The organism is Buttiauxella sp. AC142 (assembly GCF_979253435.1).
Map to the genome: position 1 here is coordinate 3,427,575 of NZ_CEEDCH010000001.1, position 15,050 is coordinate 3,442,624.

Annotated in this window: 17 protein-coding genes and 1 pseudogene; 7 read left to right on the forward strand and 11 right to left on the reverse strand. The window is 49.5% G+C overall.

Annotation, left to right across the window (positions count from 1 at the left end; genetic code table 11):
- Window positions 1-12: 12 nt before the first annotated feature.
- The 3 genes from AC0IWZ_RS15975 to aroF all read right to left on the reverse strand — a co-directional run bounded on the left by AC0IWZ_RS15975 (window position 13) and on the right by aroF (window position 3,166).
- On the reverse strand, window positions 13-888 hold the full coding sequence (locus AC0IWZ_RS15975; protein WP_471678938.1) for an SMP-30/gluconolactonase/LRE family protein: 876 nt from the start codon (window positions 886-888) through the stop codon (window positions 13-15).
- A 74-nt stretch (window positions 889-962) separates the two neighbouring features.
- On the reverse strand, window positions 963-2,084 hold the full coding sequence (gene tyrA / locus AC0IWZ_RS15980; protein WP_471678937.1) for a bifunctional chorismate mutase/prephenate dehydrogenase: 1,122 nt from the start codon (window positions 2,082-2,084) through the stop codon (window positions 963-965).
- Window positions 2,085-2,095: 11 nt separating this feature from the next.
- A complete protein-coding gene (gene aroF / locus AC0IWZ_RS15985; protein ID WP_034497787.1) occupies window positions 2,096-3,166 on the reverse strand; it encodes a 3-deoxy-7-phosphoheptulonate synthase AroF in 1,071 nt (356 codons plus the stop codon).
- A 287-nt stretch (window positions 3,167-3,453) separates the two neighbouring features.
- Between aroF and AC0IWZ_RS15990 the strand changes: the two genes are divergently transcribed.
- Window positions 3,454-3,825, forward strand: coding sequence for a DUF2799 domain-containing protein (locus AC0IWZ_RS15990; RefSeq protein ID WP_172893441.1), 372 nt, complete (start codon window positions 3,454-3,456; stop codon window positions 3,823-3,825).
- A gap of 56 nt (window positions 3,826-3,881) precedes the next feature.
- On the opposite strand, the gene rplS is transcribed toward AC0IWZ_RS15990, so the two are convergent.
- From rplS to ffh, 5 genes and pseudogenes are all read right to left on the reverse strand, one after another.
- Window positions 3,882-4,232, reverse strand: a complete 351-nt coding sequence (rplS, locus tag AC0IWZ_RS15995) for a 50S ribosomal protein L19 (protein ID WP_034457314.1) — start codon at window positions 4,230-4,232, stop codon at window positions 3,882-3,884.
- A 40-nt stretch (window positions 4,233-4,272) separates the two neighbouring features.
- A pseudogene (trmD, locus tag AC0IWZ_RS16000) lies at window positions 4,273-5,041 on the reverse strand (tRNA (guanosine(37)-N1)-methyltransferase TrmD).
- A gap of 45 nt (window positions 5,042-5,086) precedes the next feature.
- Entirely contained in the window at window positions 5,087-5,635 is a 549-nt protein-coding gene (gene rimM / locus AC0IWZ_RS16005) for a ribosome maturation factor RimM (protein ID WP_034497792.1), read from the reverse strand.
- An 18-nt stretch (window positions 5,636-5,653) separates the two neighbouring features.
- Window positions 5,654-5,902 carry a 30S ribosomal protein S16 gene (rpsP, locus tag AC0IWZ_RS16010; protein WP_034457320.1) on the reverse strand — a complete coding sequence of 83 codons (249 nt, stop codon included), beginning with the start codon at window positions 5,900-5,902 and terminating at the stop codon, window positions 5,654-5,656.
- Between the two features lie 137 nt (window positions 5,903-6,039).
- Window positions 6,040-7,401 carry a signal recognition particle protein gene (gene ffh / locus AC0IWZ_RS16015; protein WP_034497794.1) on the reverse strand — a complete coding sequence of 454 codons (1,362 nt, stop codon included), beginning with the start codon at window positions 7,399-7,401 and terminating at the stop codon, window positions 6,040-6,042.
- Between the two features lie 172 nt (window positions 7,402-7,573).
- On the opposite strand from ffh, the gene AC0IWZ_RS16020 reads away from it, so the two are divergent.
- On the forward strand, window positions 7,574-8,362 hold the full coding sequence (locus AC0IWZ_RS16020; protein WP_034497796.1) for a cytochrome C assembly family protein: 789 nt from the start codon (window positions 7,574-7,576) through the stop codon (window positions 8,360-8,362).
- A 25-nt stretch (window positions 8,363-8,387) separates the two neighbouring features.
- Window positions 8,388-9,674, forward strand: a complete 1,287-nt coding sequence (locus AC0IWZ_RS16025) for an HlyC/CorC family transporter (protein ID WP_034497798.1) — start codon at window positions 8,388-8,390, stop codon at window positions 9,672-9,674.
- A 70-nt stretch (window positions 9,675-9,744) separates the two neighbouring features.
- Here the strand turns inward: AC0IWZ_RS16025 and grpE are convergent, their stop codons facing one another.
- The gene (gene grpE / locus AC0IWZ_RS16030; protein WP_034497825.1) at window positions 9,745-10,329 is read right to left on the reverse strand and encodes a nucleotide exchange factor GrpE; all 585 of its coding nucleotides are present in this window, start codon (window positions 10,327-10,329) and stop codon (window positions 9,745-9,747) included.
- 130 nt (window positions 10,330-10,459) lie between these two features.
- Between grpE and nadK the strand changes: the two genes are divergently transcribed.
- The 3 genes from nadK to bamE all read left to right on the forward strand — a co-directional run bounded on the left by nadK (window position 10,460) and on the right by bamE (window position 13,616).
- Complete coding sequence (gene nadK / locus AC0IWZ_RS16035) at window positions 10,460-11,338, forward strand: NAD(+) kinase (protein WP_034497800.1); 879 nt, start codon at window positions 10,460-10,462, stop codon at window positions 11,336-11,338.
- A gap of 86 nt (window positions 11,339-11,424) precedes the next feature.
- Complete coding sequence (gene recN, locus AC0IWZ_RS16040; protein ID WP_471678936.1) at window positions 11,425-13,086, forward strand: DNA repair protein RecN; 1,662 nt, start codon at window positions 11,425-11,427, stop codon at window positions 13,084-13,086.
- Window positions 13,087-13,274: 188 nt separating this feature from the next.
- Window positions 13,275-13,616, forward strand: a complete 342-nt coding sequence (gene bamE / locus AC0IWZ_RS16045) for an outer membrane protein assembly factor BamE (protein WP_034497803.1) — start codon at window positions 13,275-13,277, stop codon at window positions 13,614-13,616.
- A gap of 61 nt (window positions 13,617-13,677) precedes the next feature.
- Here the strand turns inward: bamE and AC0IWZ_RS16050 are convergent, their stop codons facing one another.
- The gene (locus AC0IWZ_RS16050) at window positions 13,678-13,968 is read right to left on the reverse strand and encodes an RnfH family protein (protein ID WP_034497805.1); all 291 of its coding nucleotides are present in this window, start codon (window positions 13,966-13,968) and stop codon (window positions 13,678-13,680) included.
- Window positions 13,958-14,395 (reverse strand): type II toxin-antitoxin system RatA family toxin, encoded by a 438-nt coding sequence (locus AC0IWZ_RS16055; protein WP_034497807.1) that lies wholly within the window; start codon window positions 14,393-14,395, stop codon window positions 13,958-13,960. The genes AC0IWZ_RS16050 and AC0IWZ_RS16055 overlap by 11 nt, the downstream gene beginning before the upstream one ends.
- A 154-nt stretch (window positions 14,396-14,549) precedes the next feature.
- On the opposite strand from AC0IWZ_RS16055, the gene smpB reads away from it, so the two are divergent.
- Window positions 14,550-15,032: an SsrA-binding protein SmpB gene (gene smpB, locus AC0IWZ_RS16060; protein ID WP_259267724.1), complete on the forward strand. Its 483-nt coding sequence runs from the start codon at window positions 14,550-14,552 to the stop codon at window positions 15,030-15,032.
- Window positions 15,033-15,050: the final 18 nt, after the last annotated feature.

The window sequence follows — 15,050 nt, forward strand, 5'->3', positions numbered from 1 at the left end:
CGCCATGCTGGCTTACTGCGTCTGTTTAAACTTCAGTTTGGGCATTCCCGCAACCGCGACGCCGAGCATAAAAATCGCCCCAGATAATGGCTTCGCAGCAACTTCTGCATCATCCATATTTTCTCGCGTCGTTGTGATAAACAACGTTTTCATATCATCGCCGCCAAAGCACACCATTGTCGGGCATCGCACCGGTAAACGGTATTCTTCAAGTATTTCACCGGTCGGCGATATACGGGCAATCCGATAACCATCAAACAATGCTGTCCAGTAGCAGCCTTCCACGTCAATTGCGGCGCCGTCAGGAATGCCTTGCCCTGGCTCGAAACGCTTAAACACTTCGCGTTTGCCCGGTTCACCTTGCTCATTTAAAGGGGTTCGGTAAATCACTCGATTTGGGGTATCGGAGGTAAACATCCATTTTTTATCTTCACTAAACGCTAAACCATTAGCCCCGTGAATATCATGTTGGATGACATGCGGCGTCAGATCGTTGTCCACGCGGCACAGTAACGCACCGTTGTAATCGCCCGGTCCCCAAAATGTTCCGGCGTAAAAACGCCCTTCTCTGTCAGTTCCACCATCATTAAAACGAGCCAAAGCCGGATTATTGGGATTATCACAAACTTTATGAGTGATAAGCCCAGTGCGATTCGTGAGATAAATTCCACTTCGCAGCGCAACAATAAAACCGCCCGTTTCGCATAAAGCAAAACAGCCGACTTCCTCTGAAAATTGGATTACATCGTGTTTTTTGCTTTCGACGTTATAGCGATGAATTTCATTTTCGAGAATGTCTGTCCAGTAGAGGCAATTTTCTTCTGCACTCCATGTCGGGCATTCAGGTAAGTGACCGGTGTAATCGAACAGAACCTGCGGCTGTGCCATTTCTCTATCCTTTTGCCAATAAAAAAAGCCAACGAGTTTCCCCGATGGCTTTCAATTATAAAACTATTTCACAATTACGGGCGGCTATCATTAGCCTGGCGTAATAAAGTGCGGCTTTCACTCTGGAAGCGCTGTGCGTAATCACCAAACCAGTGTTCAACCTTACGGAAGCTGTCGATAAATGCTTGTTTATCGCCATGCTCTAGTAAGCCTATGGCCTCACCAAAACGTTTGTAATAGCGCTTAATCAGATCCAGATTGCTTTCTGAAGACATAATAATGTCTGCGTAAAGCTGCGGATCTTGTGCGAACAAGCGCCCTACCATTGCCAGTTCCAGACGATAAATCGGCGATGAAAGCGCAAGCAACTGCTCTAACTGAACATTCTCTTCAGCCAGATGCAAACCATAGGCAAAGGTTGCGAAGTGGCGCAGCGCCTGAATAAACGCCATATTCTGATCGTGTTCAACTGCGGTGGAGCGATGTAAACGTGCCCCCCAAACCTGAATCTGCTCCAGGAACCACTGGTACGCTTCCGGCTGGCGACCATCACAATAAACCACGACTTGCTTCGCAAGGCTTCCACTATCAGGGCCAAACATAGGATGCAGACCGAGCACAGGTCCCTGATGTGCAGCCAACATAGCTTGCAATGGGCCATTCTTCACGGATGCGAGATCGACCAGAATACAGTCATCAGGCAGCCGGGGTAATTGAGCGATAACCTGTTCTGTGATGTGAATCGGAACACTCACAATCACCATACCAGAATCAGCCATTAACTCTGGCGCTTTAGCCCAGTCTTCTTTTTCAAGAATACGAACCTGATAGCCTGACAAAGTGAGCATCTTTTCAAACATGCGCCCCATCTGACCGCCACCACCGACGATAACCACCGGGCGTAACGCAGGAAACAGTGTTTTGAAACCTTTGTCGTTCTCGCTTGAGTAAGACTCTCGCATCACGCGGCGCAGAACATCTTCAATCAGATCAGGTGGAACTCCCAAAGCTTCAGCTTCTTTGCGGCGTGAAGCCAACATTGCAGCTTCACGTTCCGGGACATAAATCGGTAAACCATACTGGCTTTTGACTTCGCCAACTTCTGCTACCAGTTCCAGGCGGCGTGCCAGTAGCCCCAGCAACGCCTTATCCACTTCGTCAATTTGATCGCGTAGCGCGGTCAATTCAGCCACCATAGTAAAACCTCTTATGCCTGACGCGCCGCAAGCGTACCGTTCAGATCTTTATGAATCTCACGCAGTAAAGTCTCTGTCGTTTCCCAATCGATGCATGCATCTGTTACAGAAACACCGTATTTCATTTCACTGCGAGGTTGCTCTGAAGATTGATTTCCCTCGTGGATGTTACTTTCAATCATCAGGCCAATAATAGAACGATTGCCATCTTTGATTTGAGCGACAGCTGATTCAGCGACGCCCGGCTGGCGGCGGTAGTCTTTGTTTGAGTTGCCATGGCTGCAATCTATCATCAAGGCCGGGCGGAGTCCCGCCTGCTCCATCTCTTTTTCACACTGCGCGACATCTGCCGGGCTGTAGTTTGGCGCTTTGCCGCCGCGTAAAATCACGTGGCCATCAGGATTTCCCTGAGTTTGCAGTAAGCAAACCTGGCCCGCCTGATTGATGCCGACGAAACGGTGCGGCATAGATGCGGCACGCATCGCATTGATCGCAGTACCGAGGCTGCCATCAGTACCATTTTTGAAACCAACTGGCATAGAAAGGCCGGACGCCATTTCACGGTGAGTCTGAGATTCAGTAGTACGCGCACCGATTGCAGACCAACTGAACAGATCGCCTAAGTATTGCGGGCTGTTTGGATCAAGCGCTTCGGTCGCCAACGGCAGGCCCATGCTGACCAGCTCTACCAGCAAGTTACGTGCGATTTTCAAACCACCTTCAACATCAAACGAACCGTCCATATGAGGATCGTTAATCAATCCTTTCCAGCCCACAGTAGTACGTGGCTTTTCAAAATAGACGCGCATCACGAGGTACAGACTATCGCTGACTTGTTCAGACAGTGTTTTAAAACGACGAGCATATTCAATCGCGGTTTCAGGATCGTGGATTGAGCAAGGTCCACACACCACCAACAGACGAGGATCGCGGCCAGCGATAATGTTGGAAATCGTCTGACGGGACTGTTCAATCTGCGCTTCCTGAGCGGCAGTCAGCGGGAATTCCGCTTTCAATTGGTCCGGAGTGATAAGTACCTGTTCGTCAGAAATATGAACGTTGTTCAGCGCGTCTTTTTGCATGATGGCGATCCTGTTAGCTCGTTTGCGATAGTCGTTTCCTCAGTGAGGATGGAGCTACCTTATCATCTTTAGTAAAGATTGCAATCCATTTTACGTAAACAATTCGTTACACCAAAAAAATAATTGCCGTTTAAGGCACATTTAAACATTATAAGCGTAAATAAAAATATACACTCTGCATAAACAAGTCCGTTTCCTGCGCATTCATGCATTCTTTAAAAAATAACGTCATGGGAACCATAACCACTCTATGCTCAGAGAATACCCTTTGAAATGGATATCCCGGAATGCGTTACCTAGCTCTGATTCCTGCCTTGTTATTGACTGGCTGTTATGTCGACCCCTATACCCATGCCCCAACGCCCGCCCCCACCGACTGGTATCAGGCTGGCTGGGATGATGCGATGTCGGGACAACCCATAAGAAGCAACCCTGTCATTGCGCATTTGCATAACGATGAAAATGTTGACCGTGAGGAATGGTTAAAAGGTTATGCCGGTGGCCAGGAGCGGATTTGTGATCCTAAATTTTTAGAGATCCTGGGAGAAAGCGGAAAGTCGTTCCCAGCCAGCTGCGAAACACTTCCGGATGTAGCCGAGCGGCAAGCGCAATGGGAAAAAGCGAGTCGTAAAGGCTTTCAGGACTCTTTCATGCATTAAGCAAAAAAAGGGCTGCCAAATGGCAGCCCTTTATATGGATGTCGCGTTAGCGAATCTTACTTAGTCAGACGCTCTTTAATACGAGCAGACTTACCAGTGCGCTCACGCAGGTAGTACAGTTTAGCTTTACGAACGGCACCACGACGTTTAACAGTAATGCTATCGATTACTGGGGAGTGAGTCTGGAATACACGCTCAACACCTTCGCCGTTGGAAATCTTACGAACAGTGAATGCAGAGTGCAGACCGCGGTTACGGATTGCAATAACCACGCCCTCAAATGCCTGCAGACGTTTTTTAGAACCTTCAACGACCCATACTTTCACTTCCACGGAATCACCCGGACGGAATGAAGGTACATCCTGTTTCATCTGTTCTTGTTCAATTTGCTTAATAATGTTGCTCATAATTTTGTCTCTTATCCTGGGTAAACTGATAATCGGGGGCTTACGCCATCCCATCATGTTTATGTTGCTGTATTTGCGTGTTCACGTTGGAACTCCGCCAGCAACCTTGCTTGCTCTTCAGTCAGAGCCAGGTTTTCCAGAAGTTCAGGTCTTCTAAGCCAGGTACGGCCCAGCGACTGTTTCAGGCGCCAACGGCGAATATCAGCATGGTTTCCCGACAGCAAAACTGGCGGAACCTCCATGCCTTCTAACACTTCAGGACGAGTATAGTGTGGGCAGTCCAGCAATCCATCGGCAAACGAATCTTCGATTGCTGATGCCTGATGACCCAAAACTCCCGGAATAAACCGTGAAACTGAGTCAATCAATACCATTGCTGGTAACTCACCACCACTGAGAACGTAATCGCCGATTGACCATTCTTCATCAATTTCGGTTTGGATTACACGCTCATCTATCCCTTCGTAACGGCCACAAACCAGAATTAACTTCTCATTTGTTGCCAGTTCACAGACGCCTTCTTGATCAAGCTTGCGTCCCTGAGGTGACAGATAGATAACCTTAGCACCTTCCCCCGCCGCTGCTTTCGCTGCGTGGATAGCTTCCCGCAAAGGATTTACCATCATGAGCATACCCGGTCCGCCGCCGTAAGGACGATCGTCCACGGTACGGTGTCGGTCATAAGTGAAGTCACGTGGACTCCAGCTCTGGATGCTCAGCAGGCCATTTTTTACTGCCCGGCCAGTTACCCCGAAATCGGTAATTGCACGAAACATCTCTGGAAACAGGCTAACTACACCAATAAACACAAGCCAATCCCCATAACGCCGTCTTTTACCGTTTATCCGGAGGTTTTAAAAACCAGGATCCCAATCTACTTCAATGGTTTGAGTAGCGAGATCGACTTTCTTGATAACCTGCCCATCGAGGAACGGAACCAGCCGCTCCTTGATACCGAACGCATCTTTCAGGTTTGCCTTAATGACGAGAACGTCATTTGAGCCGGTTTCCATCATGTCGATGACTTTACCGAGCTGATATCCCTGAGTCGTTACCACCTGGCAACCCATAAGGTCTTTCCAGTAGTAATCGCCCTCTTCGAGACCTGGCAATTGCGCTGAATCAATCACAATTTCGCAATTAGTGAGTAGATTCGCCGCATCCCGATCGTCAACGCCTTTCAGCTTGATGATCAGATCCTGATTGTGGTGCTTCCAGCTTTCCAGCTGTACTTGCTGCCACTGACCCGCCTTCTGGATAAACCAGGGCTGATAGTCAAAAATGCTATCGGCGTCTTCGGTGGAGGAAAACACTCTGAGCCAACCTCGAATACCGTAGCAGGATCCCATCTTACCCAATACGATTGGGTTAACAGGTGCCTTTGCGGAGATTTGATTGCTCATCATGACCACCGTGACAGATTAAGCTGCTTTTTTTGCTGCTTTGATCAGCGCAGATACGCGATCAGAAACGGTTGCGCCTTGGCCAACCCAATGCTCGATGCGATCCAGATCCAGGCGAGTTGCCTCGTCTTTTTCGCCAGCGATAGGGTTGAAGAAACCAACGCGCTCAATGAAGCGACCGTTACGTGCATTACGGCTGTCAGTAACAACAACCTGGTAGAACGGACGCTTTTTAGCGCCGTGACGTGCTAAACGAATAGTTACCATAACATCCTCTTTAGTGAATAAAACACCAGGCCCCATCGAGGGATGGAGCCTGGTGTCATATTAAAAGCCCGAAAATTGTACTCATTCCTGAGCGGAAATCAATTTTTGTTTTACAAGCAAAACAAAAATTACAGAAATTAACGGCCTGGGAAACCTGGCGGCATCATACCTTTCATGCCGCGCATCATTTTCGCCATTCCGCCTTTCTTCATCTTTTTCATCATGCGTTGCATGTCGTCGAACTGCTTAAGCAGACGGTTGACGTCTTGCACCTGCATACCCGCACCCATCGCGATACGACGTTTACGTGAACCTTTGATAATCTCTGGCTGCGCACGCTCTTTGAGCGTCATGGAATTAATAATCGCTTCCATACGCACCAGAACTTTGTCATCCATTTGCGACTTAACGTTATCCGGCAACTGCCCCATACCTGGCAGTTTGCTCATCATACTCGCCATGCCGCCCATGTTTTTCATTTGCTTGAGCTGGTCAAGGAAGTCGTTGAGATCAAACCCATCGCCCTTCTTGAGTTTGGTGGCAAGTTTTTCCGCCTGAGCACGGTCAACTTTGCTCTCAATATCTTCGATAAGTGACAGAACATCGCCCATCCCCAGAATACGAGAAGCGATACGATCCGGGTGGAAAGGCTCCAGCGCTTCGGTCTTTTCGCCCACGCCGAGGAATTTAATCGGCTTGCCGGTGATATGACGAATGGAAAGAGCCGCACCACCGCGTGCATCACCGTCGACTTTGGTCAGTACGACACCCGTCAATGGCAACGCTTCGTTGAAAGCTTTTGCGGTATTTGCCGCATCCTGGCCGGTCATGGCGTCGACAACAAACAGAGTTTCAACTGGGTTAATCGCAGCGTGAACCTGTTTAATTTCGTCCATCATCGCTTCATCAACGTGCAAACGACCGGCGGTATCCACCAGCAGCACGTCAAAGAATTTCAGCTTCGCTTCTTTCAGCGCAGCATTAACGATATCGACCGGTTTTTGACCAACATCAGACGGGAAGAAATCGACACCGACTTGTTCAGCCAGCGTTTCCAACTGTTTGATCGCCGCGGGGCGATAAACGTCAGCAGACACCACCAGCACTTTTTTCTTGTGCTTCTCACGCAGGAATTTACCTAACTTACCTACGCTTGTGGTTTTACCTGCACCTTGCAGACCCGCCATCAGCACAACGGCTGGCGGCTGTGCTGCAAGATTCAGGCTGGCATTCTCGTCGCCCATCGCCGCAACCAGTTCGGCGCGCACGATTTTGACGAACTCCTGACCCGGAGTCAGGCTTTTGTTAACTTCATGGCCAACCGCTTTTTCTTTTACGCGGCTGATAAAGTCACGCACCACCGGCAGCGCAACGTCCGCTTCCAGCAATGCCATGCGCACTTCGCGCAGTGTTTCTTTTACATTCTCTTCAGTCAGCCGCCCGCGGCCGCTGATATTGCGCAGTGTGCGCGACAGACGGTCAGTTAAATTATCAAACATTGTCTTTTGCCTAACGTGGTAACTTAGGGCCGCAGCTTGCGACACAAAACAGAATTTGGCGGATTATAACATGAAGCCGCCTTTGGTGTGATGCAACGGTTAGAGTTGGAGCAGGCGGCAGGTAACGTTATACTGGTTTTTTTCTTCTCTGGCTAATTGACCGACACTTTATATGCCTGTTTTCGCAATCCTTGCGCTTGTAGCCTATTCCAGCAGCCTCGCGCTGATTATCCCAAGTCTGCTGACAAAAAACAGCGGATGGCGGCGTTTCGCTATCATCTCTGCTGTTATCGCGCTGGTAAGTCACGGCCTGGCGCTTGAAGCACGTATTTTTAACGCTGACGGGGGGCAGAACCTCAGCTTGCTTAACGTCGGCTCACTCGTCAGTTTGATGATTTGCACGGTGATGACCATCGTTGCGTCACGTAATCGCGGTTGGCTACTGTTGCCAATTGTTTACGCATTTGCGCTCATCAATCTGGCGCTTGCCACCTTTATGCCCAATGAATTCATCACCCATCTGGAAACAACACCGGGTATGATGGTGCATATTGGTCTGTCACTCTTTGCCTACGCCACGCTGATTATTGCGGCACTTTACGCGCTACAGCTGGCATGGATTGACTACCAGCTCAAAAATAAAAAACTCGCCTTCCGTGCTGAAATGCCGCCGTTGATGAGCATTGAGCGCAAAATGTTTCATATCACCCAAGTCGGCGTGGTCCTGCTGACGCTAACTCTGTGCACCGGCCTGTTTTATCTGAAAAATCTTTTCAGTCTCGAAAACGTCGATAAAGCGGTGTTGTCGATTCTCGCATGGTTTGTCTACATCGTTTTACTTTGGGGACACTATCATGAAGGTTGGCGTGGCCGCCGTGTGGTGTGGTTTAACGTCGCGGGTGCAGCGATTCTGACTCTCGCCTATTTTGGTAGCCGCGTCCTGCAACAATTCGTCGGCTAATGTTGTCTTTATAAAGGAAATCCTTTTGGAACAGATCTCAACGACTACGTTGATTGTCACACTGATCATCATGGTAGTCGTTTCAGCGTACTTCTCCGGCTCTGAAACCGGCATGATGACGCTTAACCGTTACAAGCTGCGCCACCTCGCCAAACAGGGCAACCGCGCCGCTAAACGGGTCGAAAAACTGCTGCGCAAGCCAGACCGCCTGATTAGCCTTGTGCTCATCGGGAATAACCTGGTCAACATTCTGGCCTCAGCCATTGGCACAATCGTCGGCATGCGTTTATACGGTGATGCTGGCGTTGCTATCGCAACCGGTATCCTCACCTTCGTGGTTCTGGTCTTTGCTGAGGTGCTGCCAAAAACTATCGCCGCGCTGTATCCAGAAAAAGTCGCCTTCCCGAGCAGCTTCCTGCTCGGCCCGCTGCAAATCCTGATGATGCCACTGGTGTGGTTGCTAAACATCATCACGCGTATGTTGATGCGCCTGATGGGTATCAAAAATGTCAGCACCGTCAGTAGCGCGCTAAACAAAGACGAATTACGTACCCTGGTGCATGAGTCACACACAAAAATCTCCCGCCGCAACCAGGATATGCTGCTCTCGGTTCTGGATCTCGAAAAAATGAGCGTCGACGACATCATGGTGCCGCGAAATGAAATCGTCGGTATCAATATCAACGACGACTGGAAATCTATCGTTCGCCAACTGACGCACTCCCCTCACGGGCGCATTGTGCTGTATCGCGACACGCTGGATGACGCCATCAGCATGCTGCGAGTGCGTGAAGCCTACCGTTTAATGACGGAAAAGCAGGAGTTCACCAAGGAAACCTTGCTGCGTGCATCCGATGAAATTTACTTTGTCCCGGAAGGCACGCCGCTCAGCGTGCAACTGGTAAAATTCCAGCGCAATAAGAAGAAGGTCGGCCTGGTTGTTGATGAATACGGCGACATTCAGGGATTAGTCACGGTCGAAGATATTCTTGAAGAGATTGTCGGCGACTTCACCACGTCAATGTCCCCAACACTCGCCGAAGAAGTGATGCCGCAAAACGATGGCTCCGTGATTATCGAAGGCAGTGCGAACGTGCGTGAAATCAACAAAGCGTTCAACTGGACGTTACCGGAAGATGAAGCACGCACCATCAACGGTATGTTGCTCGAAGAGCTGCAAGAGATTCCGGCTGTTGAAACGCGCGTGCGCTTAAGCCACTACGATATTGATATTCTCGATGTGCAGGACAACATGATTAAGCAAGTCCGCGTGACCCCAGTTACGCCGCTTCGCGAGAGTGTTCAAGAGTAAATCGCTTTTGTAGCAGACACAAAAAAGCCAGCCGCGAAGGCTGGCTTTTTATTTAAAGCAATAGTGCGAATTACGCTTTGGCTTTAGCCACAGAAACCATTGCTGCGCGCAGTGTGCGGCCATTAAGGGTGTAACCCTTTTGCATCACCATCAGCACATGGTTTGGTGCAACATCTTCGGACTCAACCATTGCAATCGCCTGATGGACATCCGGGTTGAACGGAACATTGGTCTCGCCAACCACTTCCACACCAAATTTACGCACCACATCCAGCATTGATTTCTGAGTTAATTCAATGCCTTCAATCATCGCGGCTAAATCGGTGTTGGATTTGTCTGCCACTTCCAGAGCGCGATCCAGGCTGTCGATAACCGGCAGCAGCTCGTTGACAAATTTGTCCAGAGCGAACTTGTGCGCCTTCTCAATATCGAGTTCGGTACGGCGACGGAGGTTTTCCATTTCCGCTTTATTGCGTAACACGCTGTCACGCTCGCGCTGCTGAACTTCTTCCAGTTGCGCTGTTAAATCGGCAATTTGTTCATCGCGCGGATCAACCACTTCGGCACCCTCTACGGCCTCGACTTCTTCGTGGCTTTCCATTGCAATTTCGTCCGAGACTTGCTCGTCTGGTGTTTTCTGATCTTTACTACTCATGAATTTCTCCGCGTTTTTAGCATTCATCTCGCTGGTTCGCTTATTATGGGGATCAGTTTCCGGGATTCAAGGGAACGTGACATATTGTCATAATAAGACGGCATATCTGCGCATAAGGACCTTCAGCATAATGAACAAACATTTCAACTGCATTGGTATTGTCGGGCATCCACGTCACCCTACAGCCCTCACCACGCATGAAATGCTGTATCGCTGGCTATGCAAAAAAGGCTACGACGTGATTGTCGAGCAGCAAATCGCCCAGGAACTTAACCTCCAGAATGTGAAAACTGGCACGCTGGCGGAAATCGGGCAACAAGCTGATCTTGCGGTCGTGGTCGGTGGCGACGGCAATATGCTAGGTGCCGCGCGTGTACTTGCCCGTTACGATATCAAAGTCATCGGCATCAACCGTGGCAATCTCGGTTTTCTGACCGACCTTGACCCAGACAACGCGCAACAACAACTGGCCGATGTGCTCGAAGGGCATTACATCGCCGAGCGCCGCTTCTTACTCGAAGCACAGGTGTGCCAGCAGGACACGCCGACGCGCCTGAGCACCGCTATCAACGAAGTGGTTCTGCACCCTGGCAAAGTCGCCCATATGATTGAATTCGAAGTCTATATCGATGAAGTCTTCGCATTCTCACAACGTTCCGATGGGCTAATAATTTCGACCCCCACTGGCTCAACGGCCTACTCACTCTCGGCAGGCGGGCCTATTCTTACCCCGTCGCTGGACGCCATCACACTGGTGCCGATGTTCCCGCACACGCTTTCTGCTCGCCCGTTGGTCATTAACAGCAGCAGTACCATCCGTCTGCGTTTCTCGCATATGCGCAGTGACCTTGAAATCAGTTGCGATAGTCAGATTGCCCTGCCAATTCAGGAAGGGGAAGATGTTTTAATTCGCCGCTGCGACTATCACCTCAATCTCATTCACCCTAAAGATTACAGTTATTTCAACACATTAAGCTCAAAACTTGGCTGGTCGAAAAAATTATTCTAAAAAGTGCCACTAGTTCTTTACTGTATATAAAACCAGTTTATACTGTATGAAAACACAGTCATGTCTTTTCATACAGGAAAGCTATTATGCTGGCACAACTCACCATCAGTAACTTCGCAATCGTTCGTGAACTGGAAATCGATTTTCATCACGGCATGACCGCCATTACCGGTGAAACGGGTGCCGGTAAATCTATTGCTATTGATGCCTTAGGATTGTGTCTTGGGGGCCGCGCTGAAGCTGATATGGTTCGTCAGGGTGCCAGCCGCGCTGATCTTTGCGCCCGCTTCTCTTTGAAAGACACCCCTGCCGCCCTGCGTTGGCTAGAAGAAAATCAACTTGATGATGGTCGTGAATGCTTGCTGCGCCGCGTTATCAGCAGCGATGGCCGCTCACGTGGCTTTATTAACGGCACGGCGGTTCCTCTTTCTCAATTGCGCGACCTCGGCCAGATGCTGATTCAAATTCATGGTCAACATGCGCACCAGCTTTTGTTAAAACCTGAGCATCAAAAAAATCTGCTGGATGGATATGCAGGTGAATCCGCACTGCTTTTGAAAATGGCAGAGAACTATCGCGACTGGCATCAAAGCTGCCGCACTCTGGCACAACACCAACAACTTGCTCAGGAACGCGCATCCCGCAGCGAATTACTGAATTATCAATTGAAAGAACTCAATGAGTTCTCACCGATTGCAGGTGAATTTGAGCAAATCGACGAAGAGTACAAACGTCTGGCCAACAGCGGGCAATTGATCTCCTTCAGCCAGCAAGCGCTGGCGATCCTTGCTGATGGCGAAGACAATAACCTGCAAAGCCAGCTGTATACCGTTCGTCATTTGATGGAAGAACTGGCGGGAATGGATAGCAAACTCTCCGGCGTATTAAATATGCTCGAAGAAGCTAACATTCAGATTTCGGAAGCCAGTGACGAGCTACGCCATTACTGCGACCGCCTCGATCTCGACCCGAACCGTTTGTACGAACTGGAACAGCGTATCTCGCGGCAAATCTCGCTGGCACGCAAACACCATATTTCTCCGGAAGAGCTGCCCGCTTTTCATCAGCAATTGCTCGAAGAACTTCAACAGTTGGACGATCAGGCCAGCTCTCAGGATGAACTGATGCAGGCGGTAGCCATCCATCATCAGCAAGCGCTTAGCACCGCACGCGAGTTACACCAGCGTCGCGCGCACTACGCGGCGGAACTTTGTGAGCTGATCACCGAAAGCATGCATTCCTTGTCTATGCCTCACGGCAAACTCGCCATTGACGTTGAATTCAATGAAAACCACCTGACAGCAGAAGGTGCGGACCGCATTGATTTCCGCGTCAGCACCAACCCTGGTCAGCCGTTGCAACCGCTGGCGAAAGTGGCCTCAGGTGGCGAGCTTTCACGTATTGCGCTGGCAATTCAAGTGATCACCGCACGTAAAATGGAAACACCAGCGCTGATTTTCGATGAAGTGGATGTCGGTATCAGCGGCCCAACAGCAGCAGTGGTGGGTAAATTATTGCGCCAGCTCGGCGAGTCAACCCAGGTTATGTGCGTCACGCATCTGCCGCAAGTTGCAGGCTGTGGCCATCATCACTTCTTTGTCAGTAAAGAAACCGACGGTGAAATGACAGAAACTCACATGCAGCCGCTTGATAAGCGCTCACGCTTGCAAGAATTGGCTCGTTTACTTGGTGGCAGCGAAGTCACCCGTAATACACTGGCTAACGCAAAAGAGTTGTTGGCGGCATAACCTCATCGTTCAAAAAAGCACCAATCAGCTAGCATATTGTTAATTGAGCAGGTTTTAAGCCAACTTTTTTGCCGTACCAGGGTCAGAGTTAAGCGCCTTAATGTTTTAAACTGCGTAAAGGTTTATTATCATCGGCATATTATGAATGAGCCATGTGCTGCTCGGGCCCGAAAAGGAATCAAATCACTATGCGCTGTAAAACGCTGACTGCTGCCGCAGCGGTTCTTCTTATGCTGACCGCAGGCTGTTCCACTCTGGAGCGAGTGGTTTACCGCCCCGACATTAACCAGGGGAACTACCTGACACAGAACGATGTGTCAAAGATTCGTACTGGCATGACTCAACAACAAGTTGCGTATGCTCTGGGTACGCCAATGATGACCGATCCATTCGGTACAAGTACCTGGTTCTATGTCTTCCGCCAGCAACCAGGGCATGAAGGCGTAACTCAGCAAACACTCACTCTGAGTTTCAACAGCAGCGGTGTGTTGACCAACATCGACAACAAACCGAAGCTGGAAAAAGAATAACCAACAAAAAAGGTGCCGATGGGCACCTTTTTTTTGGCTACTGTTTTGACTACTTATTTGTCTACTTCTGAGCAGCCTTTTCAGCGCGCTGGCGTCTTAACTCTTTCGGGTCAGCAATGAGCGGCCGATAAATCTCCACCCGATCTCCGTCGTTAAGCGTGTCGGTCAGTTTTACCGGGCGGCTAAAAATCCCAACCTTATTCTTCGTCAAATCAATATCGGTACGCAATTCAAGGATGCCCGATGCGGCAATCGCCTGCTCAACGGTACTCCCGTACGCCAGCCGGACTTTAAGCAAGTACTGCTTTTCAGGCAGCGCATAAACCACTTCGACCTTAATTTCAGGCGACACTGTAGACCTCTTTCGCACGCACGGTAAACGCCTGAACCATGTTACCCGCAAGCTCTTTGAAGATACGCCCAAATGCCAACTCAATAAGTTTGTTGGTAAATTCAAAATCAAGCTGGAACTCAATACGGCATGCTTCAGCGCTTAATGGCGTGAACTTCCAGCCCCCCATTAATGACTTAAACGGCCCATCGACAAGATGCATCAAAATACTTTGATTGCTGGTCAAGGTGTTACGCGTCGTGAAAGTTTTGCTGATCCCAGCTTTGGAAACATCGACCGCCGCCGTCATCTGTTCGGCCGACGCGTTAAGCACCCGGCTGCCAGTGCAACCCGGTAAAAAATCTGGATAGGATTTCACGTCGTTCACTAATTGATACATCTGCTCCGCGCTGTAAGGCACTAGCGCAGTACGGGTAATCTGAGGCATAGCATTTCCTGAGAGTCACAAAACGGGCAAATAATAACATTTATCATCACGCAAAGAAAAACTCTTAGCCTGGAGCCGTGCTAAGATATGCCTTCATCCTCGCAGCGAAGCGGGGTGTATTTGAACTCCTGGATTACATATACTGAGCAGCACTATGACAAAGAAAAAAGCATTCAAACCAGGTTCAGCCACCATTGCGCAAAACAAACGCGCCCGCCATGAATACTTTATCGAAGATGAGTATGAAGCGGGGCTAGTGCTACAAGGCTGGGAAGTAAAATCTCTACGTGCCGGGAAGGCCAACATAGGTGATAGCTACGTCATTTTGAAAGACGGCGAAGCATACTTGTTCGGTGCCAACTTTACCCCACTAAATGTGGCTTCAAGCCATGTGGTCTGCGACCCTACACGCACGCGTAAACTCCTGCTTAATCAGCGCGAACTGGACAATCTTTACGGCCGTATCAACCGTGATGGTTATACCGTCGTGGCTCTGTCGATGTACTGGAAAAATGCCTGGTGTAAAGTCAAAATCGGCGTTGCAAAAGGTAAGAAACAACACGACAAGCGTACAGATTTGAAAGACAAAGAATGGGCGCTGGATAAAGCTCGCATCATGAAGCACGCCGGTCGATAACCCTTATTCTATAACCTC

Excerpts from the sequence above, each read along its gene's own strand:
- AC0IWZ_RS16020 (WP_034497796.1), top strand. The coding sequence starts at position 7,574 with ATGCCTGTTTTCGCAATCCTTGCGCTTGTAGCCTATTCCAGCAGCCTC.
- tyrA (WP_471678937.1), bottom strand. The coding sequence starts at position 2,084 with ATGGTGGCTGAATTGACCGCGCTACGCGATCAAATTGACGAAGTGGAT.
- nadK (WP_034497800.1), top strand. The coding sequence starts at position 10,460 with ATGAACAAACATTTCAACTGCATTGGTATTGTCGGGCATCCACGTCAC.
- AC0IWZ_RS15990 (WP_172893441.1), top strand. The coding sequence starts at position 3,454 with ATGCGTTACCTAGCTCTGATTCCTGCCTTGTTATTGACTGGCTGTTAT.
- ffh (WP_034497794.1), bottom strand. The coding sequence starts at position 7,401 with ATGTTTGATAATTTAACTGACCGTCTGTCGCGCACACTGCGCAATATC.
- rplS (WP_034457314.1), bottom strand. The coding sequence starts at position 4,232 with ATGAGCAACATTATTAAGCAAATTGAACAAGAACAGATGAAACAGGAT.
- bamE (WP_034497803.1), top strand. The coding sequence starts at position 13,275 with ATGCGCTGTAAAACGCTGACTGCTGCCGCAGCGGTTCTTCTTATGCTG.
- smpB (WP_259267724.1), top strand. The coding sequence starts at position 14,550 with ATGACAAAGAAAAAAGCATTCAAACCAGGTTCAGCCACCATTGCGCAA.
- AC0IWZ_RS15975 (WP_471678938.1), bottom strand. The coding sequence starts at position 888 with ATGGCACAGCCGCAGGTTCTGTTCGATTACACCGGTCACTTACCTGAA.
- grpE (WP_034497825.1), bottom strand. The coding sequence starts at position 10,329 with ATGAGTAGTAAAGATCAGAAAACACCAGACGAGCAAGTCTCGGACGAA.
- AC0IWZ_RS16055 (WP_034497807.1), bottom strand. The coding sequence starts at position 14,395 with ATGCCTCAGATTACCCGTACTGCGCTAGTGCCTTACAGCGCGGAGCAG.
- recN (WP_471678936.1), top strand. The coding sequence starts at position 11,425 with ATGCTGGCACAACTCACCATCAGTAACTTCGCAATCGTTCGTGAACTG.
- aroF (WP_034497787.1), bottom strand. The coding sequence starts at position 3,166 with ATGCAAAAAGACGCGCTGAACAACGTTCATATTTCTGACGAACAGGTA.
- rpsP (WP_034457320.1), bottom strand. The coding sequence starts at position 5,902 with ATGGTAACTATTCGTTTAGCACGTCACGGCGCTAAAAAGCGTCCGTTC.
- rimM (WP_034497792.1), bottom strand. The coding sequence starts at position 5,635 with ATGAGCAATCAAATCTCCGCAAAGGCACCTGTTAACCCAATCGTATTG.